The following is a 23112-nucleotide window of genomic DNA, read 5'->3' on the forward strand; positions in this document are numbered from 1 at the left end:
TCTAGCCCCCCGTCATATTCATAAAGCGCACCACTTGGACATCGCCATCGGTGGTGAAGTGGTGGCGTTCCGGCTTGAGCGGCAGGGCGTTAATAATCGTTTCTTTGAGTACCTGCATATCGCCGGGGTGGCGGCGCAGCACGTCGCGCAGATCCACCGAGTGTTCGTTGCCTAAACATAGCAGCAGGCGGCCTTCGACCGTCACGCGCACCCGGTTGCAGGTATCGCAGAAGTTGTGGCTATGGGGCGAGATAAACCCCACGCGGCTGTCACTATCGGCCATTTTGAAGTAGCGCGACGGCCCCGGCGTTGTTTCGCTGGTGGGTATTAACGGATAGCGGGTTTCGATCAGTGCCTGTACGTCGTCACTGGAATAGAAAGTTTCCGCCCGTGAGTGATCGGAGACATCGCCCAGCGGCATCTCCTCGATAAAACTGATATCGATGCCTTCCTGGCGGGCAAAATCCACCAGGTCGATGACTTCATCATCGTTGCGGCCTTTTAAGATCACCGCGTTAAGCTTGATGCGCGTAAAGCCCGCTTCTTTTGCGGCGTGTATTCCGTCGATCACTTTGGCTAAATCGCCGGTGCGGGTGAGTTGCTTGAAACGCTCGGGGTCCAGCGAATCCAGGCTGATATTAAGCCTGCGCATGCCCCCCGCGTAGAGCTGCTTGGCGTGCTTGCGCAGGCTGGCACCGTTGGTGGTCATGGTGAAGTCGTCAAGCCCGGGCATGGCGCCGATTTCATCGACCAGTTGGTCAATGCCGCGGCGTACCAGCGGCTCGCCGCCGGTGAGGCGAATTTTCTCTACCCCCAGCTCGGTAAAGGCGCGCGCCACCATGGCGATCTCTTCCAGAGAGAGCACCTGGGCGCGGGGCAGAAACGTCATCTCTTCGCTCATGCAGTACACGCAGCGGAAATCGCAGCGGTCGGTCACCGAAATACGCACGTAGCTGATACGCCGGCCAAAGTCGTCAATCAGTTGCTGGTCCTGTTCTGGGTAGGCCGCTGGTGACTGGACAGGTTTTTGCTGGACAGGTCTTTGCTGAACAGACGCTTGTTGGGAAGTTGGTTGCTCGGTCATAGCCATCCCGTTAGTGGTTGTATGCTAACTGCCTCGCCTGGTTGGGCGCCGTCTTGGTCGTCGGCAAGCTCAATCAAGCAGTTGGCCGTCACCATCGAGGTTAAAATACCCGACCCCTGGGCGCCGGTGCTATGTACGTGTAACTGTCCTTTAGCATCAGTATGGTAGACGCCGCGAATAAAGTCAGTGCGCTTAAAGCGGCTCTTCAGGGCAGTGTCGGTGATCGCATAAAGGCGGTGGGGCGAGGTAACCGGCTGCCCGTGAAGTCGGTCCAGCAGCGGCCTGACAAACTGCAGAAAGGTTACCATGACCGCCACCGGATTGCCGGGCAAGCCGACGAAAGGCGTATGGGTGTCGCCCAGCCAGCCACAGGCCATGGGGCGACCTGGGCGCAGCGCCACGCGCCAGAAGGCCAAGCGGCCCAGCTGCTCCAGTGCGTCGCGGGTAAAATCGGCTTGACCGACGGAAACGCCGCCGCTGGTGATCACCAGGTCGCTCTGCTTGGCGGCCTGTTCAAGCGCCGTTTTGGTTGCCGTTAAGTCATCCGGCAGAATGCCCAGGTCAACGACATCTGCGCCATACTCGGTGAGCAAGCCGGTCAGCGTAAAGCGATTGGCGTCGTAAATCCCCGCCTTGGCCAGTGGCTCGCCGGGGTTGGTGACCTCGTTGCCGGTAGAAAAAATGGCCACTTTGGGGCGCTGATACACCATGACGTCGGCGCAGCCTAACGAAGCTAACAGCCCCAGCGAAGCGGCATCAAGCCGCGCGCCGGCCGGCAGCGCTGTCTCGCCAAGGGCAATATCCTCTCCGGCCTGACGAACATGTTGGCCGTGTTTGAGCAGCTCAGGAGACTCAATGATCACATGCTCAGGCTGCTCACCGATTGGTTCGCGTAGTTGTTCACTCATTACCACCGTATCGGTGCCCGGTGGCAATGGGGCGCCGGTGGTGATGCGCACACAGTGACCGGCAGGCACCAATTCGCTGCGATACTGCCCTGCCAGCACCTCACCGGCCAGCGGCCAATTGGTTTGCTTGGCCCCAACACCTTCTCTAGCCAAGGCTAGCGCTACGCCATCCATGGCTGCATTGGTGTTTTGCGGCACGTTAATCGGCGCCTGCACGGCTGCCGCCAAGCGGCGGCCATGTGCCTGGTTCAGCGGGATCGATTCACTGCCCAGTGAGCGTTCAACCAGAGTGGCGAGCGCTTGGCGCGCTTCGTCGACGCTGAGCATTTTCTCGCCAAGATCAAAGCAGGAGAGCGTCATTTCGCCACCTTTTCTGAAGCGGCGGCCAACACGCTTTCCAGGCGCAGCTTCTCTTCTTCGGTATTAAGGTTGGCAAAAGCGTCGGGGCAGTCCGACATATCGACCTTGCACCAGTCGTGGCGGGCGTACCAGCGGTCGATTTTGCGCTCGCCCTCGGCAAGCGTCGCGGCTAAATCATCGGCCAGTGAGGTGCGCAGCAGTGCCACCACGGGGTGCAGCCGTTCACCGTCATAGGCCACGGCGATATCATGGTTGCCGTTGTCTGAGGCGATACCTGCCACCATTCGCGCTACTAAATCAGCGGGCAACGCGGGGGAGTCGCAGGGAGCGACCAGTAACCACGGCGTGTTTGCCGCGCGTAGGCCGCTATAGATCCCCATCAGCGGACCTTTAAAGCCGTCTTCAGCATCAGCAATTACCCGGTCAGCGAAAAAGCCATAGGCGTCGGCATTGCGATTGGCGTTAATGAGTAGCTCGGCCACCTGGCCCTCAAGGCGTTTCACCACGTGGCCGACTAACGGCAGGCCCGCGAAAGGCTCAAGGCCTTTGTCGCGACCGCCCATCCGGCGTCCTTCACCGCCCGCGAGAATCATGCCGGTGAGTTCGTCAGTAGGAATCATGCGCTTGCCTCTTTGGATGAACGGGCATGAGACGGCCGCGTCGGGATAGCATCCAACGCTAGGCGACCATGGGTATTAATGGCTTGGAAATGACGTCCTTTGGCGCGGGCGATCAGCATGACACCGAAGCGCTCGGCCAATTCGACACCTTTTTGGGTCACGCCGGAGCGCGATACCAGCACGCTAATGCCCATCTGCGCCACTTTGAGTACCATTTCAGACGTTAGCCGCCCGGTGGTGTAAAAAATATCTGCATTGGCGCTGTTTGCCTGCTGAAGCCACTGGTGCCCCGCCAAGGTGTCTACCGCGTTGTGCCGCCCGACGTCTTCAACAAAATCAAGCACCTCGGTTTGATGGCACAGCGCGCAGCCATGCACCGCGCCGGCGCTGCGGTAGGTTTCGTTGTAGGCATTGAGGTTTTGCAGCAGTTGATAAAGGGTTGACTGGGCTAACGGCGTTTCGGGCAGCGCCGTGAGCGCGGTTTGATCGAGCAACTTACCAAATACCGTGCCCTGGCCGCAGCCGGTAGTGACCGTGCGGGTACTCAAGCGGGCTTCCAGATCTTCGGGCAGGTGGCGGGTAACGATGACCGCGGCTTCTACTTCCCAGTCTACCTGCACGACCTGGAGATCGGCGGCCGCGCGCAGTAACCCTTGATTACGCAAATAGCCAACCACCAGCGCTTCGGGATCGTCCCCTAAGGTCATTAAGGTGACGATCTCGCGTTTGTTTAGGTACACGGTCAATGCGCGCTCAGCGGCAATCGCCTGCTGGCGCGTATCACCATACTCATCGACAATGCTGATTTCGGTGGTGGCCGGTAAGCGGGCTCGGCTTAGCTGAAGGGCAGCCATTTGCGATCCTCATAAGACTGAAGTAAACACACAACCACTTAATATACGCGAGTAAATACCTGAGTAAAAAAGTCGGAGTTGACGATGATGGCGCTGTGAGGGCTTACTTGTCTACCCATTCAAGCAGGGGCTAACGTGATGAATGATAATCTACGCGCCATTAGTATTACCTTGGTCGCCGAAACCAAGCAGGTGAACCGTTTTAGCCTGACCCAATGGCGCATTGCGGAACTTGCCCTGGGTGAGCAGGGACCCGTGGTGCTTCAACTGCAGCTTTCGATGACTGAGCGTGCTGCCTATCGTTTCAATCTAACCGCCACGACGCCGCGGTTATTTGTGCGCGCGGGCTTTAGCAGCCAGACGCCAAAGCCGGATGCCATCACCGCTAGCCAGGATGTCGCGGCGGGCTGGATGGATGGCGAACAGCAGGTACTCGAAGCACCGATGCCCATGGCCCTTCAGGTCTGGATTGAGAGTTACCTGGCGCGCCACGGCGAAGCGCCGATGGAAATGCGCAAAAAGAAACGCAAAGGGGCCGGGCGCGCTAAAGACACGCCCACCAAGGAGCAGCCGCAATGAGTCGCTTAGAGCGCTGGTCACGTCGTAAACGCAATGTTCAGAGTGAAGAAGAGACGCCGCCAACCGCTGTGGCTAACGCAGCCGTTGAGGAAACGTCAGCGGCGCCGTCGGCGCTGCAAAACGAAGCCGAGCAGCCCGGCCAGCCGGAAGGCGCAGCAGGTGCCACGGACGCCGCACCGGTCCAGGCGCCCGAGCCGGGCAGCCTTGACCACACCTTGCCGGACCCCGATCACCTCGCGGCGGGCAGCGACTTCAGTGCCTTTATGGCGCCAGGTGTCAGTGGCGCACTGCGGCGGCGTGCTTTAAAACGGCTATGGGCCACCGGCAACTACAACGTGCGCGATGGTTTGGATGACTATGATGCCGACTATCACCAGCAGCTAAAGCCTATGGCGTCGGAACTCGCCAGCAAGCTGCGCCGCTGGACTCACAAAGTGGAAGAGGCGGTGGATAAGCAGCTGGATGACACTCAGGACAATCCTCAGCCTGAGATAGCGTCCCAGCAAGAAGCACCGTCAAGCGAACAGATAAACGAACCAGCGTCATCATTAACACAAGAAACCACCGGGTCTGAGACAACCGCCGATAACGCAGACCACAAGCGCGGATAGACGACCAGTCTGATTTTATAAGCCTCTAAGACGAAAATATGAAGCCGCTATTAATGCTTTTAAAAACAAAGTGTTGTGATGAAAGTGGTGGCTAGCGTTGGTAGCGCAATTGGCAAAAAAAACGCCCACGCCGTAGTCTGAATGTAGTACCAATGAAACGTTATGCCCTATAGTAGTTAGACAGCCGTTATAAAATATAACTCAAAAATATAATAAGAATTATTCACCTGACCGTGAGAGCGCATGAACCAACGAATCCAACTGGCGTCGCTAGACGACCAGCGCAATGCCGACGCTCGGGAGGCGGTACGCCAGCGTATCTCCTGGCCGGCTAACTTAACGCCCGCCAATGTGACCTATCACAGCCGCGGTCATGCGCTGTTGATAGGCACTCAGGCCGATATTCACCCCGCCGCGCGTGCCTTGCAGGGGCGTGGCTTGGCGTCGCTCACGCTGCTGGTGATTGATCCTGACGCTAACAGCCTGGATAGTGACCCTGTTGATCCACACGGCGCGAATGAGCCGTTAATTATCCAAACGCTGAGCCGCGAACAGCTCGGCCAGCTGCGTATTAACGGCTATCTGGGCGCGTTTAGCGTCCAGCTTGACGACGGCGAGGCTCCGCTGGAGCTGGCCCGCGCGTTGATTGAGCGTGACGGATTTGACCTCATCCTTGATCTTGCCGCGACTACCCACACCCAGCGCTGGGAATTGCCGCCTCCCGGCTATGTCGTCATGCAGTGGCAGAACGTTGAGCAACGCAGCGACACCCTCGACGATTTTGTGGGGCTAGTGGGCGAATTTGATAAGCCGCGTTACTTTCAAGTTAATAGCGACATATGCGCCCACTCCACTAGTGGCAACATCGGCTGCACCCGCTGTTTGGACGTTTGCCCCGCGGATGCCATCTCCAGCATTCAAGGGCGCATAGAATCCCATATAGAGATTGACCCCTTCCTGTGCCAAGGCGTGGGCAGCTGCACCAGCGCCTGCCCAACGGGCGCTATCGAATTTCGGCTACCCGAAACGCGCCGCCAGCAGGATACGCTCTCTGCTTGGCTGGGTGCCTACCGCGAAGCCGGTGGTCAGGTGCCGGTGCTGCGCTTTATTACTCACGATTCGCAAGACGCCGAGCGCGCTACCGGTAGGGTGCCTGCAGGGCATGTCATCGATGTGCCGTTAGAGGAGCTAGGGGCGGCGGGGCACGATCAGTGGCTCACCGCACTCGCCGCCGGTGCCGCCGAAGTGCGTATCCAGCTACATCCCGATATGCCTGCCCGCTTAAGCGCTTTTTTGACCGATCAAGTTGCTCAGGCGCAAACCCTGCTGGATGCCCTAGGCCTTGATCGCGCGCGGGTAACGCTGATTGATGTTGCCGACACGGCTGCCCGCGACGCGCTACCGGCGCTAACCCCGTTGACGGATGCCCCGCTTAACCTGCCGGAGCCAGAAAAACGCGCGCGCTTGAATCGCGTATTGGCGCGGCTGGCAGAGCTGGGCGTGCCTAGCGGTGAACGGGTTGCGATGCCTGCAGGCGCCGCCTACGGCGCGATTGAGGTGGATCGCGATGCCTGCACGCTATGCCACGCCTGTGTCAGCAACTGTCCGACACCGGCGTTGAAATCAGGCAGCGACCAGCCAGCGTTGAGCTTTTTGGAAGCGGACTGTGTGCAGTGCGGCCTGTGTGAGCAAGCTTGCCCTGAAAATGCGATTACCCTGGTGCCCGGCTTTCTGGCCGAGGGCGCTCGGGAAACGCGCCATATCTGTCACGAAGAGGCGGCTTTTGAGTGCGTCAACTGCGGTAAGCCGTTTGCCACCGTCAGCACAGTAGCGACTATCAAAGAAAAGCTGGCCAACCACCCCTACTTTGCCGGTGAAGCGATGATCCGCCTGGAAATGTGTGAAGACTGCCGGGTGAAAGACGTTTGGAAAACCATGATTCGCGACCCCGACGCGCAACTAAAGGTATAAGCCGATGACGGATGCCCTGCCCACGCTAAACGAAGCGGATGCGCTACGCGCCGATATCTACCGGCTGTTTGCGACGCTGTTGCGCCAAGCGCCGGACGCCGAGCTGCTTAACTGGCTGGCTGACCTGTCCATTGAGCAGGACGGCAGCCGCCTGGCGGAATGCTGGCAATCGCTGGCAGGCGCCGCTCAAAGCGGTAATGCAGAACAACTGCAGCGGGCTCACTTTCGCCATTTAGTCGGCGTTATTCAGGGCGATGTGGTGCCGTATGCCTCCTGGTACCGCAACGGCGAATTGATGGAAGCCGCGCTGGTGGCGCTGCGCCGTGACCTGAAAGTGCTCGGTTTCGAACGCAGCGAGCACACCCGGGACCCTGAAGATCACCTTGCCGCGCTGTGCGAAGTCATGGTGATGATGATTGAGTCGGCGAGTTTTGAGCAGGCTTACTTCTTTAGCCAACATTTAGCGCCCTGGGCGGCCAGCTGTTTTGCCGACCTGGGGCAGGTAGACACCGCTTTCTATGCAGCGCTGGGGCAGTTGGGTAGCGCTTTTATGGAGAGTGAGCAGGCCCGCTTGAGTATTGATGCGAGCCATAAACCGGTACGTATCGTAGAGCATTAACCGGATAAAAAAAGCCGAAGCTTTGAACAACAAAGCCGGTATAAAAAGACCCTGCATAAAAAGCATGCTAGAGGAGAAAACCATGCAACCGTCTCAACAGCTGTCATCAAATTCAGCAGCACACAATCCTGAGCGCCGCCGGTTTATGAAAACCGTTGGGTTGGGAACCGCCGCCGCTGGCGCCGCGGCGGCCGTCGGTCATGTCACTCTGGCCCAGGCTGACACTGCCCCGGTGAAAAACGAAAAAACCACGGTTAACTACCGTGAGACTGATCACGTCCGTGCTTATTACGCCTCGCTGCGTGACTGACGGCGGAATGCCAGGAGATTTGCCATGCGTTTAACTCGCAAAACAGACACCCCTAAGGCCGCCGGGCTGGGTATTTCCCGCCGCCAGTTTCTCAAGCGCAGCGGTGCAGCCACCGGCGGTGTGGCCGCCGTTGGCTTCATGGGCGCGCCGATGATGCGCCGCGCCGAGTCGGCTGATAAAACCCCCGTGCTTGATTCGCCGGTAGAGACCAAACGCACTATCTGTTCGCACTGTTCTGTAGGTTGTGGCGTTTATGCCGAAGTTCAAGAGGGCATTTGGACTAAGCAAGAACCGGCTTTCGATCACCCTATTAACCGTGGTGCGCACTGCGCCAAAGGCGCTTCGCTGCGCCAGCACGGCCACTCCACGCGTCGCCTTAAGTACCCGATGAAGCTTGTGGCGGGCGAATGGGAGCGCATGAGCTGGGATGACGCCATTAATGAAATTGGCGACAAGCTGCTTGAGCTGCGCGAAGAGCACGGCCCGGACAGTGTTTACTGGCTAGGGTCGGCGAAGTTCAACAACGAGCAGGCGTATTTAATGCGCAAGCTGGCGTCGCTATGGGGCACCAATAATACCGACCACCAGGCGCGTATCTGCCACTCGACTACCGTGGCGGGCGTGGCAAATACCTGGGGTTATGGGGCGATGACCAACTCGCTCAACGACATGCACAACAGCAAGTCGATGCTGTTTATTGGCTCTAACCCCAGTGAAGCGCACCCGGTGGCGATGCAGCATTTCTTGATCGCCAAAGAGCGCAACAATTGCGACATTATCGTGGTTGACCCGCGTTTTACCCGCACCGCTGCTAAGGCCAACAAATACGTACGCCTGCGCCCCGGTTCAGACGTCGCTTATATTTGGGGCCTGCTGTGGCACATCTTCGAGAACGGCTGGGAAGATAGCGAGTATATCAACCAGCGTGTTTACGGCATGGATGACGTGCGTGCAGAAGTGGCTAACTTCCCGCCCAGCGTTGTAGAAGAAGTGACCGGTGTTCCTGAAGCCGAAATGTTTGATGTCGCCAAGCGCCTCTCCGATAATCGCCCAGGCTGTGTAGTCTGGTGCATGGGTGGCACTCAGCACACTACCGGCAACAACAACACCCGCGCTTACTGCATCCTCGAACTGGCGCTGGGTAACATTGGCAAGTCCGGCGGCGGCGCCAATATCCTGCGCGGTCACGATAACGTGCAGGGGGCGACTGACCTGGGCTTGGGTTCTGACTCATTGCCGGGTTACTACGGCTTGGCGGAAGGCGCCTGGCAGCACTGGGCGCAAGTATGGGATCTCGACTACGAGTGGATGAAAGGCCGCTTTGACGATACCGAATACGCCGATGGAAAACCGATGTACAGCGCTGGCATCACGGTGTCGCGTTGGGTCGATGGCGTGCTCGAAGAGGACGAGAACATCTCTCAGCGTAGCGCGCTAAAAGCTATGTTTTACTGGGGGCATGCGGTTAACTCGCAAACTCGCGGCGTCGAAATGCAGCAAGCGATGCGCAAGCTTGAGATGATGGTCATCGTTGACCCCTATCCCACCGTTGCCGCCGTCATGCACGACCGTAGCGACGGCGTTTACTTGCTACCGGCGGCCACCCAGTTTGAAACCACCGGCAGTGTCACGGCGACTAACCGCTCGATTCAGTGGCGTGACCGGGTCATTGAACCGCTGTTTGAATCCAAGCCCGACCACGAAATCATGTACCTGTTTGCCCGCAAGCTGGGCTTTGGTAATGAGTTGGTGAAGAACTATCAGATGAACGGTGACGAACCGCTGATCGACGATATTCTGCGCGAAATCAACCGCGGTATGTGGACGGTAGGCTACACCGGGCAAAGCCCTGAGCGCCTCAAAGAGCACCAGAAAAACTGGCACACCTTTAGCTTTGAACACTTACGCGCAGAGGGTGGCCCCGCCGATGGTGATTACTACGGCCTGCCATGGCCCTGCTGGGGCACGCCTGAGTTTAAGCACCCCGGCTCGCCTAATCTTTACGATACCAGCATTCCGGTGATGGAAGGCGGGATGGGCTTCCGTGCCCGCTTTGGTATCGAGCGTGACGGCGTCAACCTGCTGGCGGAAGGTTCAGCGCCAGTGGGTGGCGATATCGACGACGGCTATCCGGAGTTCAACGACCAGCTGCTTAAAGATTTAGGCTGGTGGGACGAACTTACCGCAGCAGAGAAGCAGGCGGCGGAAGGCAAAAACTGGAAAACCGATCTCTCCGGCGGTATCCAGCGGGTCACCATCGAGCATGGCTGTGCTCCCTACGGCAACGCCAAAGCGCGCGCCGTAGTGTGGACCTTCCCCGACCAGGTGCCGAAGCACCGCGAACCGCTCTACACCACGCGCCGTGACTTAGTCGAACGTTTCCCCACCTGGGACGATTTCGAATCCATCATGCGCCTGCCGACGATGTACAAAACCATTCAGGATCGCGACAACAGCGGCGAATACCCGATGATTCTCACCTCGGGACGCTTGGTTGAGTACGAGGGCGGCGGTGAAGAGACGCGTTCCATGTCGTGGCTGGCCGAGCTGCAGCAGGAAATGTTTGTCGAGATCAACCCGGCGGATGCCAACGACCTTAGCATCAAAGATGGCGATCAGGTTTGGGTTGAAGGGGCAGAAGGGGGCCGGGTGAAAGTCAAAGCCCTGGTCACGCCGCGGGTCGACCGTAACGTCGCGTTTATGCCGTTCCACTTTGGCGGCATGTTCCAAGGCGAAAGTCTGCGTGACCGTTACCCGGAAGGCTCCGATCCGTACATCATTGGCGAAGCGGCCAATACCGCGACGACCTACGGCTACGACCCGGTGACACTGATGCAAGAGACCAAGTGCACCATTTGCCGCATTGAGCGGGCTTAAGCTTAGAAAAAAAGCCCCTACCGACCTGACAGCACGACGGTGCGGGAGCCATCCCGCACCGGTATAAGGAGAACACCATGGCTCAAATGAAATTTATGTGTGACGCCGAACGCTGCATTGAATGCAACGGCTGCGTCACCGCGTGTAAAAATGCCAACGACGTCGAGTGGGGCATTCAGCGCCGCCGCGTGGTCACGCTCAACGACGGTGAAGCGGACGAAATGTCCATTTCCGTTGCCTGCATGCACTGCGACGACGCCCCGTGCATGGCAGTGTGCCCAACCGACTGCTTCTACAAAACCGATGATGGCATCGTCCTGCACGACAAAGACCTGTGCATCGGCTGCGGTTACTGCCTCTACGCCTGCCCGTTTGGCGCCCCGCAGTTTCCCCAGCAGGATGCCTTTGGCGAGCGCGGCAAGATGGACAAATGCACCTTCTGCGCGGGCGGCCCCGCCGAAAGCAAAGAAGAGGAGTACGAGAAGTACGGCTCCAACCGCATTGCCGAAGGCAAGCTGCCGCTATGCGCGGAAATGTGCTCCACCAAGGCGCTGCTCGCCGGTGATGCCCAAGACGTTGCCGACATCTTCCGTCAGCGTGTGGTGCACCGCGGCCACAAAGATGGCGGCTGGTCCAATAACCCTCAGGCCAGTGCCGACAACCTAGCCTATGATGCTGCCCATAAAGGGTAAGGAGGCGTGCCATGAACCTGTTGACTGCACAGGCACCCGGTGGGGTGCCACGCTCAGGTAAAGGGCTCGCCCTGGGCATTTGGCGCTTTATGTTGGTGGCGCTTGCTCTGGTGCTAAGCCTTGGTTTTACACAGCTGGCGGTGGCCCAGGCGGACCCCAACCGCGAAATGACCACGGCTGCTCCCGGCATTACCGCCGACCAGTGGCGTCAGGTCCGCAGCGGTGAGACCGGGCCTAACTACCGCGACTCGCGCTATGCGAGTGACTACAACCTGATCAACTCAAGCGGTGAAACCTGGCGGCAGATTCGCAACCGTTGGGTATCGCCATTTGGTTTGATTGCGGTATTTGGGATGGCAGGGTTGATCGCGCTGTTCTATTTCATTGTCGGGCGTAAGTACCTGGATGAGCCGCGCACCGAACGTAAGCTACTGCGTTGGACATTGGTGAAACGCGCCTTGCATTGGACGGTGGCATCGCTATTTATCGTTCTGGCGCTGACCGGAATGACGCTGTTGTTTGGTAAGTTTGTGTTCCGTCCTCTGTTTGGCGATGGGGTATGGGCATGGATGATTGCCGCCACGAAAGTGCTGCATAACTACCTGGGGCCGATCTTTGGCGTTCTGCTGGTGATTCTGCTGGTCAGTTTGATCAAAGAGAATCTGCCCAAAAAACACGACCTCGTCTGGTTTAAGAAGGGCGGCGGTATGATTGGCAAACAGCATGTGGATGCAGGCTTTGCCAACGGGGGCGAAAAAGCCTGGTACTGGCTGTTAGCCACGGTGGGCATCCTGGTGATCGCCAGTGGCTTTGTGCTCGACTTCCCCAATTTCGATCAGGGCCGCGACACCATGCAGTGGGCGAATATTATTCACGCGGTGGGTGCATTGGGTCTTACCGCGGTTTCCCTTGGGCATATCTATATCGGCACGCTGGGTACCGAAGGCGCGCTAGAAGGTATGACCACGGGTTACGTGGACGAGACCTGGGCCAAAGAGCACCACAATCTGTGGTACGAAGAGGTCAAAGACCAAACGCTATCCGAAGAAGAGGTGGCGGCTCGTAAGTCAGGTGGTGATAGCAGCGCACCATCGGCGACGCGAACCAGCTAATAAGCATTAAGCATTTGCTAAGACCTGAGACACCGCCGAATTTGGCGGTGTCTTTTGTTATGCTTGGCCTGAAGGCACTTAATAATTAGCAGTTAGTTAATCACCAGACATCATTTTATGAGAGGAGCGGTTATGTCAGCGTTTGATGAGTTTGACCCTACCACGCGCACCGAACTTGAAGCCGCCGCGTTTCGGCGCTTGTTACAACACCTGGACGATAACAAAGATGTCCAGAATATCGACCTGATGATTCTGGCCGATTTCTGTCGCAACTGCCTTTCCAAATGGCTGGTGACGGCGGCTGACGAACGTGGCGAAACGCTCGATTATGAAGCTGCGCGTGAGTACGTTTACGGGATGCCTTACAGCGAGTGGAAGGCGCTTTACCAAGGCAAAGCGACCCCCGAGCAGTTGGCGGCGTTAGACGCTCGCCAAGCACAGAAAAAGGCCAAAGGGTAATCCTATGGAACCAATGTTGCCCCTCAATATCGCCGTACTCACGGTCTCGGATACCCGAACGGAAGAGACAGATCGCAGCGGCCAAGCGCTCGTAGAGCGGTTAACCGCTGCGGGTCACACGCTGTCCGAAAAGCGCATCGTGCCTGACGACGTCTACCTTATTCGCGCGGTGGTAGCCAACTGGATCGCCAATGCGGATGTGCAGGTCGTCATCACCACCGGCGGCACTGGTTTTACCGGCCGCGACTCAACGCCGGAAGCCATCTCGGTGCTACTCGATAAGCGTATCGAAGGCTTTGGTGAGCGCTTTCGCCAGCTCAGCGGTGAGGAGATCGGCAGTTCAACGATTCAAAGCCGTTGCCTTGGCGGCTTGGCCAACGCCACGGTTGTGTTCTGCCTACCGGGCTCGACCGGCGCCTGCCGCACCGGGTGGGACGGCATTCTGGCGGAGCAGTTAGATAGCCGCCACAAACCCTGCAACTTCGCCAACCTGGTCATCCCAGGCCGGGGGCAGCATGGCTGATTTACAGCCGATTTCGGCAGCGCTTGAGGCGCTACTCGCAGACGTAAGCGCACTGGATGTAGAGAGTATTCCTCTGGAAGCCGCTGCCGGGCGTGTGCTCGCTGAGGCAGTCACCGCGCAATTAGACGTACCGCCGTTCGATAACAGTGCGATGGACGGTTACGCGTTGCGCGCTGTGGATGCCGGGCAGTGGTTGCCAGTGAGTCAGCGCATTGCGGCGGGCACACAGGCCCAAACACTTGCCCCTGGCAGCTGCGCACGGATTTTTACCGGCGGTGAGATCCCTCCCGGCGCCGACTGTGTGGTGATGCAGGAGCGCGTGGAGCAGGACGGTGAACGTGCGCTGATACCTGCGGATATTCCCGCGGGAGACAATGTCCGCCGTCAGGGGCGCGACGTGAAAAGTGGTGCTGTATTGCTGAGTGCCGGTGAGCGGCTCGAAGCGGCTGCGCTGGGTCACTTGGCAGGCCAGGGCATTACGCAAGTCAGTGTGCGCCGTCGGCCTCGGGTGGCGCTGCTATCCACCGGCGATGAGATTATCGATCCAGGCACCCCGCTGAAGCCGGGTCAGCTCTACAACTCGAACCGGCCGATGCTTAAGCGCCTGTTAGAGAACTTTGGCGCCGACGTGGTGAGCACGATCAGCGTGCCGGATGATTACGCCCGCACGGTGGCGCTTTTGACCGCCGCCGCTGAGGCAGACCTGGTGGTCACCACCGGTGGCGTGAGCGTCGGCGAAGAGGACCACGTCAAAGCGGCGCTGGAAGCGATTGGCCAACTGGATATGTGGAAACTGGCGATTCGCCCCGGCAAGCCGTTAGCGCTCGGCCGCTTGCCCCGGGATGATGGCAGTCAGGCGCGGTTTGTCGGTTTGCCGGGTAACCCGGTCTCGGGGTTCGTCGGCGCCTGGCTATTTTTACGCCCTTTGCTGGGCGCCATGCTGGGCTGCGCGGCGCTAAAATCACTGCCAACGGTAACCGCGAACGCTGGGTTTGCGACCTCCACCGGTCCCCGTGAGCACTATATGCGCGTGACGCTTCAGTTCTCGCCCAAGGGGGTGACGGCGGCCGCCTTTGATGACCAGAATTCTGGCGTGCTCTCGTCCTGTATTAACGCGGATGCCTTTGCGGTCATTCCGCCCCATAGCGACATAGCCGAGGGCGATAAAATCAGCTGCTTATGGCTGGCCAGTTGAAACAGCGACGTTAAATAATCGCGTAGGGGCACAAAGCAGGAAGAGTCTTTGGTTAAACCAACTGCCGCCAATGTTGCCGGTGGCCGCTTGTGCCTGCTCTTCGGCAGTACAAGCGCCTTCGCCATGTATCGCATGATGGGGCACATTGCGTGTTACCACACTTTCGGTGGCCATGGCCTGCTCTTCAAAAACCACCGGCAGTGACCACAGGCTGTCTTCATCGCCCCCCAGGTGCGGGGGCAAAGCTGTGAGGACATAACGTTGCCAACAAAGAGGGAAACGCTAAGCGCTGCTAAAGGTGTCGTTAAACCGCTTACGCAGTTCGTTTTTCTGCACCTTTCCCATGGTATTGCGCGGTAGCTCATCAATAAAGAACACACGCTTGGGCTGCTTGTACTTGGCAAGCTTCCCCTGCAGGTGGTCAAGAATTGTGGCCTCGTCGAGATTGGCTCCTGGCTGAGGTACCACCGCAGCGGCCACACCCTCGCCGAAATCCGGGTGGGGCAGGCCAATAACGGCGGATTCTGACACACCTTCCAACTCGTCAATCACCTGCTCTATCTCCTTGGGATAGACGTTATAGCCGCCCGAGATGACCAGGTCTTTATCCCGCCCAACGATATGCACATAGCCCTGCTCATCGACCAGGGCGAGATCGCCGGTAATGAAAAAGCCGTCGTCCAGTAACTCTTCGCGGGTTTTTTCCGGCATGCGCCAGTAGCCGATAAACACATTGGGGCCACGAATCTGCAGCATGCCAATCTCGCCAGGGGCGACTTCATCGCCGGTTTCCCTGTCGGTGATGCGCATCTCCACGCCGGGCAGTGGCATGCCCACCGTGCCTGCTCGACGTGCGCCTTCATAAGGGTTGGAGAGGTTCATGTTGGTTTCTGTCATGCCATAGCGTTCTAGAATGGCATGCCCGGTTTTGGCCTCAAAAGCCTCGTGGGTTTCGGCGGTCAGCGGGGCGGAGCCCGATATAAAGAGGCGCATGTTGGCGGTGGCTTCTGGCGTCAGGCGCTCGTCTTGAACCAAACGCGTATAGAAGGTGGGTACGCCCATCATCACGTTGCCGTGGGGCAGTTCGTCAAATATTACATCGACATCAAACTTGGGCAAAAACAGCATGCTGGCACCGGCCATCAGCGTGACGTTGCACGCTACAAACAGCCCGTGAGTGTGGAAAATGGGTAGCGCATGGATCAGTCTATCATCTGCACTGAAGTGCCAGGCATCGACCAGGGTTTCGGCGTTTGAGGCCAGATTCTGGTGGGTTAGCATGGCTCCCTTGGAGCGACCGGTGGTGCCTGAGGTATATAAAATCGCCGCCAGGTTACGATCATTCAGTTCGGCGATATCATCATGAGGGTCGGCGCTTTCAGCCTCGTCCATCAGGCTGCCGTCGGCTGCGCTGCCCAAGGTGACAACGGCGGGGCAGCCGGTATCGGCGGCGATTCGGCGGGCCTCGTCGGCCACGGCAGGGCGGCAGACAAACAGCGCCGGTTCGGCATCGCTCAGAAAATAGCGAATTTCATCGCCGGTATAGCCGGTGTTGAGGGGTAAATAGACCCCGCCCATGCGCAAGCAGGCAAGGTAGAGCAGAATGGCTTCGGGGCTTTTATCCACCTGGACCGCCACGCGGTCGCCCTGACGCACGCCGAGAGCGGTCAGCGCGCCAGCAAGCCTGGCGCTTTGGGTCAGCGCATCCGTGTAGGAGTAGCGGCGACCTTCGCGGGTGGTGATAAAGTCGGCGTTCCCGCGCTTGTGCATTTGCGTGGCAAAGGTGGCAAACAGATTGTGGTTCATTTGGCAGGTTCTCCCTTGGCCAGCTTGCGCGCCCGCTTGGCGAGATCGCGCACATCGCTCGAGCAGGCAATGGTGCCATTGGCGGTATAGTTTTCGTGGTTACGTTCAATGTCATCCAGCACGTACAGGTAGTTGACCATCAGCCCCGCCGCCTGTTTTATGCCCTTGCCAGACGTATCGCCGAGCCAGTTGATACGCTGAAGTTTGGCGCCATTGCCCAGGTGAAAGCGGGCAACGGGGTTGAGCGGTAAACCGCGACGGTTTTTTTCGTCGATCAGATAGCGGGCGGCGAGCGGTTGCAGCGTTGCCTTGAGCCGTTCCTGACGCTGTTTATCCTGGTGCCAATCCGGCGTGTCCAGCTCTGCCAGAGTGTCGCGGACGCTGGCTGGCCAATGGTCATTCTGGCGCTGTTCGCTGAGCCATTGGGCAAACCCGGGGACTGGCGAAAGCGTCACGAAGTACTTCAATTGGGGAAGTTCCTGGGACAGCTCCTGTACCACCTGCTTGATCAGGAAATTGCCAAACGAAATACCTCGCAAGCCGGTTTGGCAGTTGCTGATGCCGAAGAAGGCAGCGCTATCGGCGTCTTCGGGGTCGTCAATGCCGCCTTCCTCGCCCGAGAGAATCGGCTGGATACGGCTCGGCAGGCCCTTATGCAGCGCGACTTCCACAAAGATCAGCGGTTCATCGCCGATGGCGGGGTGGAAGAAGGCGAAGCAGCGCCGGTCGCGGGCGTCCAAACGTCGACGTAGGTCGTCCCAATCCTGAATTTCATGCACCGCTTCGTAACGGATGATCTTCTCCAGAATCGACGCGGGCGTGTTCCAGTCGATGCGCTTGAGCATCAGAAAACCGCGGTTGAACCAAGAGCCGAAAAGATGCGCAAAGTCGTCATCGATAGGCGCAAGGTCGGGCTGATCGCGCAGCAGGCTGAGCAGGTCCTGGCGCATGTTGACCAGTTCATAGGTGCCGTCGCTGGCAAAGTTCAAGCGCCGGAACAGTTCCTGGCGAAGTGGCTCGCAGGCTTCAAAAAGCTGTTGCAGCGTACGGTTATCCCGCGCGTCGCGGTAGGCCGCGTAAGCGCTGTCAATGTGCTCGGGCTCAGCGGCGAAGTCCTCGGCGAGACGTTTGAAAAAACGCAGTTTCTCACTCTGCGAGAGGCGCTGGTAAATCGCCAGAGCGCGGCTAGCCAGGGCAATGCTTGACGCTTCGCCGTCGCTTTCGAGTAGCGCCTGGCAGGCCTTGACCAGGTGAGTATGGTCCACCGCTGACGCCACAGACTGACGTCGCCGCAGCAGGGCGTCGCGCTGGGTAATGTTGTTGAATAGCTCCTGAAGAAAGGTCATGTTCATGATTATCCTCCTTTTAGCCCATGATTAGGTTGGGCAGCCACAGGGCAATACCGGGAAACAGGCACAGCAACAGGATGGCCAGCACCATGCACAGCGCATACGGTAGGCTGCCCAGCAAGATGTCTCGCAACGAAATATCCGGCGCAATGCCTTTGATAATGAACAGGTTGAGACCGACCGGTGGGGTGATAAGGCCGATTTCCAGGTTGATGGTGAGAATCACCGCAAACCAGTAAGGGTCAAAGTTTGCCGCCAGGATGATCGGCAGCAAAATCGGCGCGGTCATCACAATCACAGCCACCGGCGGCAGGAAGAAACCGGCGACCAGCAGAAAGACGTTAATAACCCCCATTAACACCCAGCGATTAACGTCCATGTCGGCGATTGCCGCGGCGACGGTCTGGGTAATGAACATCGACGATAGCGCGTAGGCGAAAACCTCGGCGCAGGCGATAACCAGCATGATCATCACGCTCTCGCGTAGCGAGTCACGCATGATCAATTTGATTGGCCCAATCTGCCACATGCGGTAAATCAGGATAGCCAGCATCAGGCATAAAAATGCCCCGACGCCCGCCGCTTCTGATGGTGTGGCGACGCCGCCGTATAGCGCGAACAGAATGCCCGCCACCACCCCGAGGAAGGGCAGGACGCGCACTACGGCTTTCAGGTTGCTGTCGACATTCTGCTGGACCGTGTTCTTGAGCTTTTCCGCGGAGACCGCCAGGGGATTGGCGTAGCCACCTGCCAGTTTGCAGGCGATGATCGTCCATACCATGAATAGCCCCGCCAGCATAAAGCCGGGCACCACACCGGCAATGAACAGACGGCCGATGGAGGTTTCGGTCGAAATGCCGTAAATGATCATCGTCACGGAAGGCGGAATCAATATGCCCAGTGTGCCGCCCGCTGCAATACAGCCAGCGGCCACACCATCCGGATAGCCACGCGTGCGCATTTCGGGAATGCCCATTTTGCCGATCGCCGCACAGGTTGCCGGGGAAGAACCTGACAGCGCGGCGAAAATCGAGCAGGCGCCAATGTTGGACACCGCAAGGCCTGCCGGTAACCTGCCCATCCATAAGTCCAGCGAACGATACAGGTCACGCCCGGTAGGCGAGGAGGCAACCGCGGCGCCCATTAGAATGAACATGGGGATGGCAACAAAGCCAAAGTCGGCAATCCGGTCAAAAAACGTTTCACCAAAGTAGGTCAGCTCCGTTAACCCACGGTCGTACAGTAGCGCGAGCAGTGAGACACCGCCTAGCGCGAACGCAATAGGCGTGCCGATGGCCATCATGACGACCAGGCCAACAGCGACGATAATGCCCAGTGTAATCGGATCCATGGTCAGCCCTCCCCGCGCAGCATGTCGGCGACGTACTGGAAAGCCAGCAAGGTCGTGCCGACTGCCATGGGCAGCAGCGCGGGCCAAAGCGGCGGGTTCCAGACTGAGCCGGTTGTCCACTCACCATGAAGGGCTTCAAACACATAGACCCAGCTGCATAGGCAAGTGCAGCGCAAAAGGCGAAGCCAAACAGCGAGGCAATGGTCAGCATCACCTTGCGGCCAAGACCACCGATAGCGTCGGGCAGAATAGTGATCGCCACATGGCCGCCGGTCATCAGTACGTAAGGGCTGCCCATCAACATGGCGCCGGTGACGGAGAAAACCGTGAACTCGGTTTGCCAACTGGTGCTCCAGCCGAGCACATAGCGAGTGAATACCATCTGACAGATGACCAGCACCCCGGCAATGAACATGACACAGGCGATGTAGGCCGAAAAGCGTGATAGTCGATCCATTGCCCGGATGTAACCACCCATCAGGCCGCTGCGTATTGCCGAGGTGTGTGTTGTTGTCGACATAAGTCCCTCATCAGCTAGGTTCATCAAGCGGATTCATCAGATCGGGTAAGCAGCGAATCATGTCGGCTGCCAGGAGGACAGCCGACATGATTATCGAGGCAGTGACTTACTCGACGGCGAGCGCCGCATCAATGATGGCTTGGCCGTTAGGGACATTCTCGGCGAAGTTTTTATAGGAGGTTTCGCGGGCGATCTCGAGCCAGGCGTTGTAGTCCTCTTCGGTCATTTTGACGACCTCGACACCGTTTTCCTCATAGACATCGACCATCTGCTGGTCAATGGCGGCCGCTTCTTCCGCAAAGAACGCCTCAGCTTTTTCGCCCGCCTCCATGAGGGCTGTTTGCTGCTCTTCGTTGAGACCCTGCCAGACCTGTTCCGAGATCAGGATCGGTTCATACATGAACCACAGCGCAAAGTCGCCGGGCTCGGTCAGGCAGTCGACCTGTTCGTAAAGGCGGTAGGAAACGAATGACATCGACGAGGTATTGGCAGCGTCGAGTACGCCGGTTTGCATGGCGGTGTAGATGTCCGATGACGGCATGGAAGCGATAGACGCCCCGGCGGCCTCAAGCATTTCTTCGAATGCTGGGCCCGCGGCACGAAATACCTGACCGTCAACGGTGTCTGGTGAGGTAATACACTGCTCGCTGGACGCAAAACCGCCCGACAGCCAGGCATCGGCCAGCACGCGCGCGCCGCCTTCCTGGATGACGTCTTTGATCATGTCCATGTATTCAGAGTCATTGAGGCGCTGAGCATGCTCGTGATTGCGCACCAGCCCAGGCATCAAGGTGGCGGAAAACTCCGGGTGGCGGCCGCTGGCGTAGTCGAGCGGCAGCGAGGTGATATCCAGGCGTCCCCGCGCCAGCGCGCCCCATTGTTCCCGCGCCTTGAACAGCGATTGGCCGGGGTAGACTTCGATTTCCAGGCCAACATCAGCGCTGGCCACTTCTTTGGCCATCATCTGGACCATTTCATCGCGCACGTCGCCCTGGCTGCCAGGAAACTGGTGGGAAGCGCGCAGTACGGTATTTGCCGAGGCGTGCGAAGCGGCGATAGCCAGTCCTAAAGCGGCGGCAGTGACTAGGTGGTTACGTTGCATGTGGCGTCTCCAACGATTGTTGTTGTGTTTGGATGGTGTTATGTATTTATCAGTCGTGCTGATATATACATCAATAGGCGTTGCGTATGCTAATGTCAACTTTATGACATATTCTTTGTGTAAGATATTGCGCTGCCCAAAAGGAGGTGACGTATGCCAGGCTCGAAACGCTCCAATGCCCAGCGGCTCAAGGATTCATTGGAAGACGACATCATTAACGGGCGCCGTTCGCCCGGCGAGCGGCTCGACCCTGAAACGTTAGGGCAGCAGTACAGCGTGTCGCGCACGCCGGTGCGCGAGGCGATCCAGCAGCTGGTAGCCAGCGGCCTAGTCACGGTATCGCCTAAAAAGGGTACCTTCGTTGCCAAGGTAGGGATCGACCAACTGATTGAAATGTTCGAAGTCATGGCTGAACTGGAGGGCATGTGTGGGCGACTCGCGGCCCGACGGATTACCGAACAGGAGTTGGCCATGCTGCGCGATGCGCATCAGCGTTGCGAGGCGGCGGCCCAGGCAGGCGATACCGACGAGTATTATTACGAGAACGAAGGGTTTCACGACTGTATTTATACGGCGAGTCACAATACCTTTCTGGCCAGCGAGGCGCGCCAGCTCAAACAGCGCTTGAAGCCCTACCGGCGGCTTCAACTGCAGGTCCGCCAGCGTATGCACAGCTCGCTCAGCGAGCACCAGACGATCTTTGACGCCATTAACCGCGGCGATGCGCCGGGTGCACAGCAGGCGCTTCGCGACCATGTGCTTATCCAGGGCGAGCGGTTCAGCGACTTTGTTTCCAGCGTAAGAAGGATGGAAGCCCCTGCCTCGCAAACGGGCTGAGGTGTCAATGTCTTTATCGGTGGGGTAATGGTCCTTGCCGACATGGGGCGTAGCGCCGACACTCTCACTATGCCACTAGCGGAGAGAGGCAGTGACGCGCCATGTTGCCCTACTTGCCTCCCCCCGACTGCCAACGCTTTGCTTCTTCCAGCGCCGATTCCTCAATGGAGCATCTCTCATGCCTTTAACCGTCACGCTACTATCGCTTTGCCAAGCGCTGCTGATCACCGGCAATGTGTTGTTGATTGCCGTCTCACCGCTGATCGGCGCTTCATTGGCGCCTAGCGCTACCTGGTCAACCGCGCCGGTGGCCACCCAATGGTTGGGGCTGATGTGCGCGACCATTCCTGCCTCGTTAATCATGGCCAGGCTGGGCCGTAAACGCGGGTTTATACTAGGCAATATCATTGGCTTGGTGGGCGCGCTGGTCGCCTTGCAGGCGCTGATGAGCGAGCGCTTTGGGTTGTTTCTGCTGGCAACCTGGTTAATCGGTATCGGCATTGGCTTTGGCCAGTTGTACCGCTTTGCTGCAGTGGAGGCCGCTCCCGCGGCGCTGCGCGATCGGGCAATTGGATTGGTGATGGGCGGTGGCGTGCTGGCTGCCTTTGCCGGGCCGTGGCTGGCTAGAGTAAGCCGTGAGCTGGGCGAAGTGCCGTTTCTAGGTAGCTTTGTTGGCTTGGCCGCGCTGTACGCACTGGCGTTGGTGGTGCTGATGCTGACGCGGCTGCCACCTGCCTCGCGCACCCACGGCGAGGGCACTGCACTGCCGTTGGGTAAGATACTCCGCCAGCCTGGATTTATTGTGGCAGTGAGTGCGGCGATGGTTGGTTACGGCGTAATGAACCTGGCCATGACCGCCACGCCGCTGGCCATGGCAGGGGCAGGGCACCACTTTAATCACGTTTCAATGACCATTCAGTGGCACGTAGTAGCGATGTTCTTACCGTCTTTCTTTACGGGCCATTTGGCTACCCGCTTCGGCGCCAAGCAGATCATTGTGGCAGGCTGCCTGCTGCTGGTGGCAAGCGGCCTGGTCGCCCAGTGGGGTGTCGGTTTGGCAGGTTTCAACGTCGCGCTGATTTTACTCGGCTTAGGCTGGAACTTTACCTTTCTGCCTGCTACCGGGCTGCTCACCGAGAGCTACCGCCCGGTGGATAAAGCGCGCACCCAGGCCGCCAACGAGTTTTTAGTGTTTGGTACCGCCGCCACGACTGCGTTGATCGCCGGGCCCTTGGTCAGCGGATTGGGCTGGGCGACCCTTAACCTGGTATTGGTTCCTATCGCGCTGGTGCCGATCCTTGCTATCGCCTGGCAGCGGCACAAACAGCAAGATGATAGCCTGGGGGCTCAACCTCGCCCCTAGGAGCCTAGCC

23 protein-coding genes are annotated in these 23112 nt (G+C 58.5%); 13 read left to right on the top strand and 10 right to left on the bottom strand.

Going from position 1 to position 23112, the window contains the following annotated elements; all coding sequences use genetic code 11:
* Position 1: 1 nt before the first annotated feature.
* From moaA to HVA01_RS01315, 4 genes are read right to left on the bottom strand one after another with little or no spacing between them, the layout of a single operon-like run.
* On the bottom strand, positions 2 to 1090 hold the full coding sequence (moaA, locus tag HVA01_RS01300; protein ID WP_246129374.1) for a GTP 3',8-cyclase MoaA: 1089 nt from the start codon (positions 1088 to 1090) through the stop codon (positions 2 to 4).
* The gene (gene moeA, locus HVA01_RS01305; RefSeq protein ID WP_146872703.1) at positions 1081 to 2352 is read right to left on the bottom strand and encodes a molybdopterin molybdotransferase MoeA; all 1272 of its coding nucleotides are present in this window, start codon (positions 2350 to 2352) and stop codon (positions 1081 to 1083) included. The genes moaA and moeA overlap by 10 nt, the downstream gene beginning before the upstream one ends.
* Positions 2349 to 2972: a molybdenum cofactor guanylyltransferase MobA gene (mobA, locus tag HVA01_RS01310; RefSeq protein WP_146872705.1), complete on the bottom strand. Its 624-nt coding sequence runs from the start codon at positions 2970 to 2972 to the stop codon at positions 2349 to 2351. Before mobA ends, moeA begins: the two co-directional genes overlap by 4 nt.
* Positions 2969 to 3826 carry a formate dehydrogenase accessory sulfurtransferase FdhD gene (locus HVA01_RS01315; protein WP_146872706.1) on the bottom strand — a complete coding sequence of 286 codons (858 nt, stop codon included), beginning with the start codon at positions 3824 to 3826 and terminating at the stop codon, positions 2969 to 2971. Before HVA01_RS01315 ends, mobA begins: the two co-directional genes overlap by 4 nt.
* A 138-nt stretch (positions 3827 to 3964) precedes the next feature.
* Here HVA01_RS01315 and HVA01_RS01320 point away from each other — a divergent pair, with 138 nt between their 5' ends.
* From HVA01_RS01320 to HVA01_RS01370, 11 genes are all read left to right on the top strand, one after another.
* Positions 3965 to 4405 (top strand): DUF3305 domain-containing protein, encoded by a 441-nt coding sequence (locus tag HVA01_RS01320; protein ID WP_146872708.1) that lies wholly within the window; start codon positions 3965 to 3967, stop codon positions 4403 to 4405.
* The gene (locus HVA01_RS01325) at positions 4402 to 5016 is read left to right on the top strand and encodes a DUF3306 domain-containing protein (RefSeq protein ID WP_146872710.1); all 615 of its coding nucleotides are present in this window, start codon (positions 4402 to 4404) and stop codon (positions 5014 to 5016) included. Before HVA01_RS01320 ends, HVA01_RS01325 begins: the two co-directional genes overlap by 4 nt.
* 243 nt (positions 5017 to 5259) lie before the next feature.
* Positions 5260 to 6987 (top strand): 4Fe-4S dicluster domain-containing protein, encoded by a 1728-nt coding sequence (locus tag HVA01_RS01330; RefSeq protein WP_146872712.1) that lies wholly within the window; start codon positions 5260 to 5262, stop codon positions 6985 to 6987.
* A 4-nt stretch (positions 6988 to 6991) separates the two neighbouring features.
* On the top strand, positions 6992 to 7606 hold the full coding sequence (locus HVA01_RS01335) for a TorD/DmsD family molecular chaperone (RefSeq protein ID WP_146872714.1): 615 nt from the start codon (positions 6992 to 6994) through the stop codon (positions 7604 to 7606).
* An 82-nt stretch (positions 7607 to 7688) separates the two neighbouring features.
* Positions 7689 to 7916, top strand: a complete 228-nt coding sequence (locus tag HVA01_RS01340; RefSeq protein ID WP_146872715.1) for a twin-arginine translocation signal domain-containing protein — start codon at positions 7689 to 7691, stop codon at positions 7914 to 7916.
* A 24-nt stretch (positions 7917 to 7940) separates the two neighbouring features.
* The gene (locus tag HVA01_RS01345; protein ID WP_146872717.1) at positions 7941 to 10793 is read left to right on the top strand and encodes a molybdopterin-dependent oxidoreductase; all 2853 of its coding nucleotides are present in this window, start codon (positions 7941 to 7943) and stop codon (positions 10791 to 10793) included.
* 77 nt (positions 10794 to 10870) lie between these two features.
* The gene (fdh3B, locus tag HVA01_RS01350) at positions 10871 to 11485 is read left to right on the top strand and encodes a formate dehydrogenase FDH3 subunit beta (RefSeq protein WP_008959355.1); all 615 of its coding nucleotides are present in this window, start codon (positions 10871 to 10873) and stop codon (positions 11483 to 11485) included.
* A gap of 11 nt (positions 11486 to 11496) precedes the next feature.
* On the top strand, positions 11497 to 12597 hold the full coding sequence (locus HVA01_RS01355; RefSeq protein WP_146872718.1) for a formate dehydrogenase subunit gamma: 1101 nt from the start codon (positions 11497 to 11499) through the stop codon (positions 12595 to 12597).
* Between the two features lie 132 nt (positions 12598 to 12729).
* Complete coding sequence (locus HVA01_RS01360) at positions 12730 to 13056, top strand: DUF1244 domain-containing protein (protein ID WP_146872719.1); 327 nt, start codon at positions 12730 to 12732, stop codon at positions 13054 to 13056.
* 4 nt (positions 13057 to 13060) lie between these two features.
* A complete protein-coding gene (moaB, locus tag HVA01_RS01365) occupies positions 13061 to 13579 on the top strand; it encodes a molybdenum cofactor biosynthesis protein B (protein ID WP_146872721.1) in 519 nt (172 codons plus the stop codon).
* Positions 13572 to 14774 carry a molybdopterin molybdotransferase MoeA gene (locus HVA01_RS01370; protein WP_146872723.1) on the top strand — a complete coding sequence of 401 codons (1203 nt, stop codon included), beginning with the start codon at positions 13572 to 13574 and terminating at the stop codon, positions 14772 to 14774. The genes moaB and HVA01_RS01370 overlap by 8 nt, the downstream gene beginning before the upstream one ends.
* Here the strand turns inward: HVA01_RS01370 and HVA01_RS17580 are convergent.
* The 6 genes from HVA01_RS17580 to dctP all read right to left on the bottom strand — a co-directional run bounded on the left by HVA01_RS17580 (position 14757) and on the right by dctP (position 20902).
* On the bottom strand, positions 14757 to 15017 hold the full coding sequence (locus HVA01_RS17580; protein ID WP_246129375.1) for a hypothetical protein: 261 nt from the start codon (positions 15015 to 15017) through the stop codon (positions 14757 to 14759). The two genes, HVA01_RS01370 and HVA01_RS17580, sit on opposite strands and share 18 nt — an antisense overlap.
* Before the next feature lie 39 nt (positions 15018 to 15056).
* Positions 15057 to 16580, bottom strand: coding sequence for a malonate--CoA ligase (locus tag HVA01_RS01380; RefSeq protein WP_146872725.1), 1524 nt, complete (start codon positions 16578 to 16580; stop codon positions 15057 to 15059).
* On the bottom strand, positions 16577 to 17932 hold the full coding sequence (locus HVA01_RS01385; protein WP_146872726.1) for a malonyl-CoA decarboxylase: 1356 nt from the start codon (positions 17930 to 17932) through the stop codon (positions 16577 to 16579). The genes HVA01_RS01380 and HVA01_RS01385 overlap by 4 nt, the downstream gene beginning before the upstream one ends.
* A gap of 13 nt (positions 17933 to 17945) precedes the next feature.
* Positions 17946 to 19232 (bottom strand): TRAP transporter large permease, encoded by a 1287-nt coding sequence (locus HVA01_RS01390; RefSeq protein WP_307725355.1) that lies wholly within the window; start codon positions 19230 to 19232, stop codon positions 17946 to 17948.
* A complete protein-coding gene (locus HVA01_RS01395) occupies positions 19132 to 19800 on the bottom strand; it encodes a TRAP transporter small permease (protein ID WP_307725354.1) in 669 nt (222 codons plus the stop codon). Before HVA01_RS01395 ends, HVA01_RS01390 begins: the two co-directional genes overlap by 101 nt.
* Positions 19801 to 19906: 106 nt before the next feature.
* Entirely contained in the window at positions 19907 to 20902 is a 996-nt protein-coding gene (gene dctP, locus HVA01_RS01400; protein ID WP_146872729.1) for a TRAP transporter substrate-binding protein DctP, read from the bottom strand.
* Positions 20903 to 21055: 153 nt separating this feature from the next.
* Between dctP and HVA01_RS01405 the strand changes: the two genes are divergently transcribed.
* The gene (locus HVA01_RS01405) at positions 21056 to 21739 is read left to right on the top strand and encodes a GntR family transcriptional regulator (protein ID WP_146872731.1); all 684 of its coding nucleotides are present in this window, start codon (positions 21056 to 21058) and stop codon (positions 21737 to 21739) included.
* Between the two features lie 178 nt (positions 21740 to 21917).
* Positions 21918 to 23102: an MFS transporter gene (locus tag HVA01_RS01410; RefSeq protein WP_146872733.1), complete on the top strand. Its 1185-nt coding sequence runs from the start codon at positions 21918 to 21920 to the stop codon at positions 23100 to 23102.
* The last annotated feature ends 10 nt before the right edge of the window (positions 23103 to 23112 follow it).

The sequence above is a fragment of the Halovibrio variabilis genome, assembly GCF_007991175.1.
Lineage (GTDB): Bacteria > Pseudomonadota > Gammaproteobacteria > Pseudomonadales > Halomonadaceae > Vreelandella > Vreelandella variabilis.

What these genes read in the sequence shown, in the direction of transcription:
- moaA (WP_246129374.1), bottom strand. Translation starts at nt 1,090, where the DNA reads ATGGCTATGACCGAGCAACCAACTTCCCAACAAGCGTCTGTTCAGCAA.
- moeA (WP_146872703.1), bottom strand. Translation starts at nt 2,352, where the DNA reads ATGACGCTCTCCTGCTTTGATCTTGGCGAGAAAATGCTCAGCGTCGAC.
- mobA (WP_146872705.1), bottom strand. Translation starts at nt 2,972, where the DNA reads ATGATTCCTACTGACGAACTCACCGGCATGATTCTCGCGGGCGGTGAA.
- HVA01_RS01315 (WP_146872706.1), bottom strand. Translation starts at nt 3,826, where the DNA reads ATGGCTGCCCTTCAGCTAAGCCGAGCCCGCTTACCGGCCACCACCGAA.
- HVA01_RS01320 (WP_146872708.1), top strand. Translation starts at nt 3,965, where the DNA reads ATGAATGATAATCTACGCGCCATTAGTATTACCTTGGTCGCCGAAACC.
- HVA01_RS01325 (WP_146872710.1), top strand. Translation starts at nt 4,402, where the DNA reads ATGAGTCGCTTAGAGCGCTGGTCACGTCGTAAACGCAATGTTCAGAGT.
- HVA01_RS01330 (WP_146872712.1), top strand. Translation starts at nt 5,260, where the DNA reads ATGAACCAACGAATCCAACTGGCGTCGCTAGACGACCAGCGCAATGCC.
- HVA01_RS01335 (WP_146872714.1), top strand. Translation starts at nt 6,992, where the DNA reads ATGACGGATGCCCTGCCCACGCTAAACGAAGCGGATGCGCTACGCGCC.
- HVA01_RS01340 (WP_146872715.1), top strand. Translation starts at nt 7,689, where the DNA reads ATGCAACCGTCTCAACAGCTGTCATCAAATTCAGCAGCACACAATCCT.
- HVA01_RS01345 (WP_146872717.1), top strand. Translation starts at nt 7,941, where the DNA reads ATGCGTTTAACTCGCAAAACAGACACCCCTAAGGCCGCCGGGCTGGGT.
- fdh3B (WP_008959355.1), top strand. Translation starts at nt 10,871, where the DNA reads ATGGCTCAAATGAAATTTATGTGTGACGCCGAACGCTGCATTGAATGC.
- HVA01_RS01355 (WP_146872718.1), top strand. Translation starts at nt 11,497, where the DNA reads ATGAACCTGTTGACTGCACAGGCACCCGGTGGGGTGCCACGCTCAGGT.
- HVA01_RS01360 (WP_146872719.1), top strand. Translation starts at nt 12,730, where the DNA reads ATGTCAGCGTTTGATGAGTTTGACCCTACCACGCGCACCGAACTTGAA.
- moaB (WP_146872721.1), top strand. Translation starts at nt 13,061, where the DNA reads ATGGAACCAATGTTGCCCCTCAATATCGCCGTACTCACGGTCTCGGAT.
- HVA01_RS01370 (WP_146872723.1), top strand. Translation starts at nt 13,572, where the DNA reads ATGGCTGATTTACAGCCGATTTCGGCAGCGCTTGAGGCGCTACTCGCA.
- HVA01_RS01380 (WP_146872725.1), bottom strand. Translation starts at nt 16,580, where the DNA reads ATGAACCACAATCTGTTTGCCACCTTTGCCACGCAAATGCACAAGCGC.
- HVA01_RS01385 (WP_146872726.1), bottom strand. Translation starts at nt 17,932, where the DNA reads ATGAACATGACCTTTCTTCAGGAGCTATTCAACAACATTACCCAGCGC.
- HVA01_RS01390 (WP_307725355.1), bottom strand. Translation starts at nt 19,232, where the DNA reads ATGATGGCCATCGGCACGCCTATTGCGTTCGCGCTAGGCGGTGTCTCA.
- HVA01_RS01395 (WP_307725354.1), bottom strand. Translation starts at nt 19,800, where the DNA reads ATGTCGACAACAACACACACCTCGGCAATACGCAGCGGCCTGATGGGT.
- dctP (WP_146872729.1), bottom strand. Translation starts at nt 20,902, where the DNA reads ATGCAACGTAACCACCTAGTCACTGCCGCCGCTTTAGGACTGGCTATC.
- HVA01_RS01405 (WP_146872731.1), top strand. Translation starts at nt 21,056, where the DNA reads ATGCCAGGCTCGAAACGCTCCAATGCCCAGCGGCTCAAGGATTCATTG.
- HVA01_RS01410 (WP_146872733.1), top strand. Translation starts at nt 21,918, where the DNA reads ATGCCTTTAACCGTCACGCTACTATCGCTTTGCCAAGCGCTGCTGATC.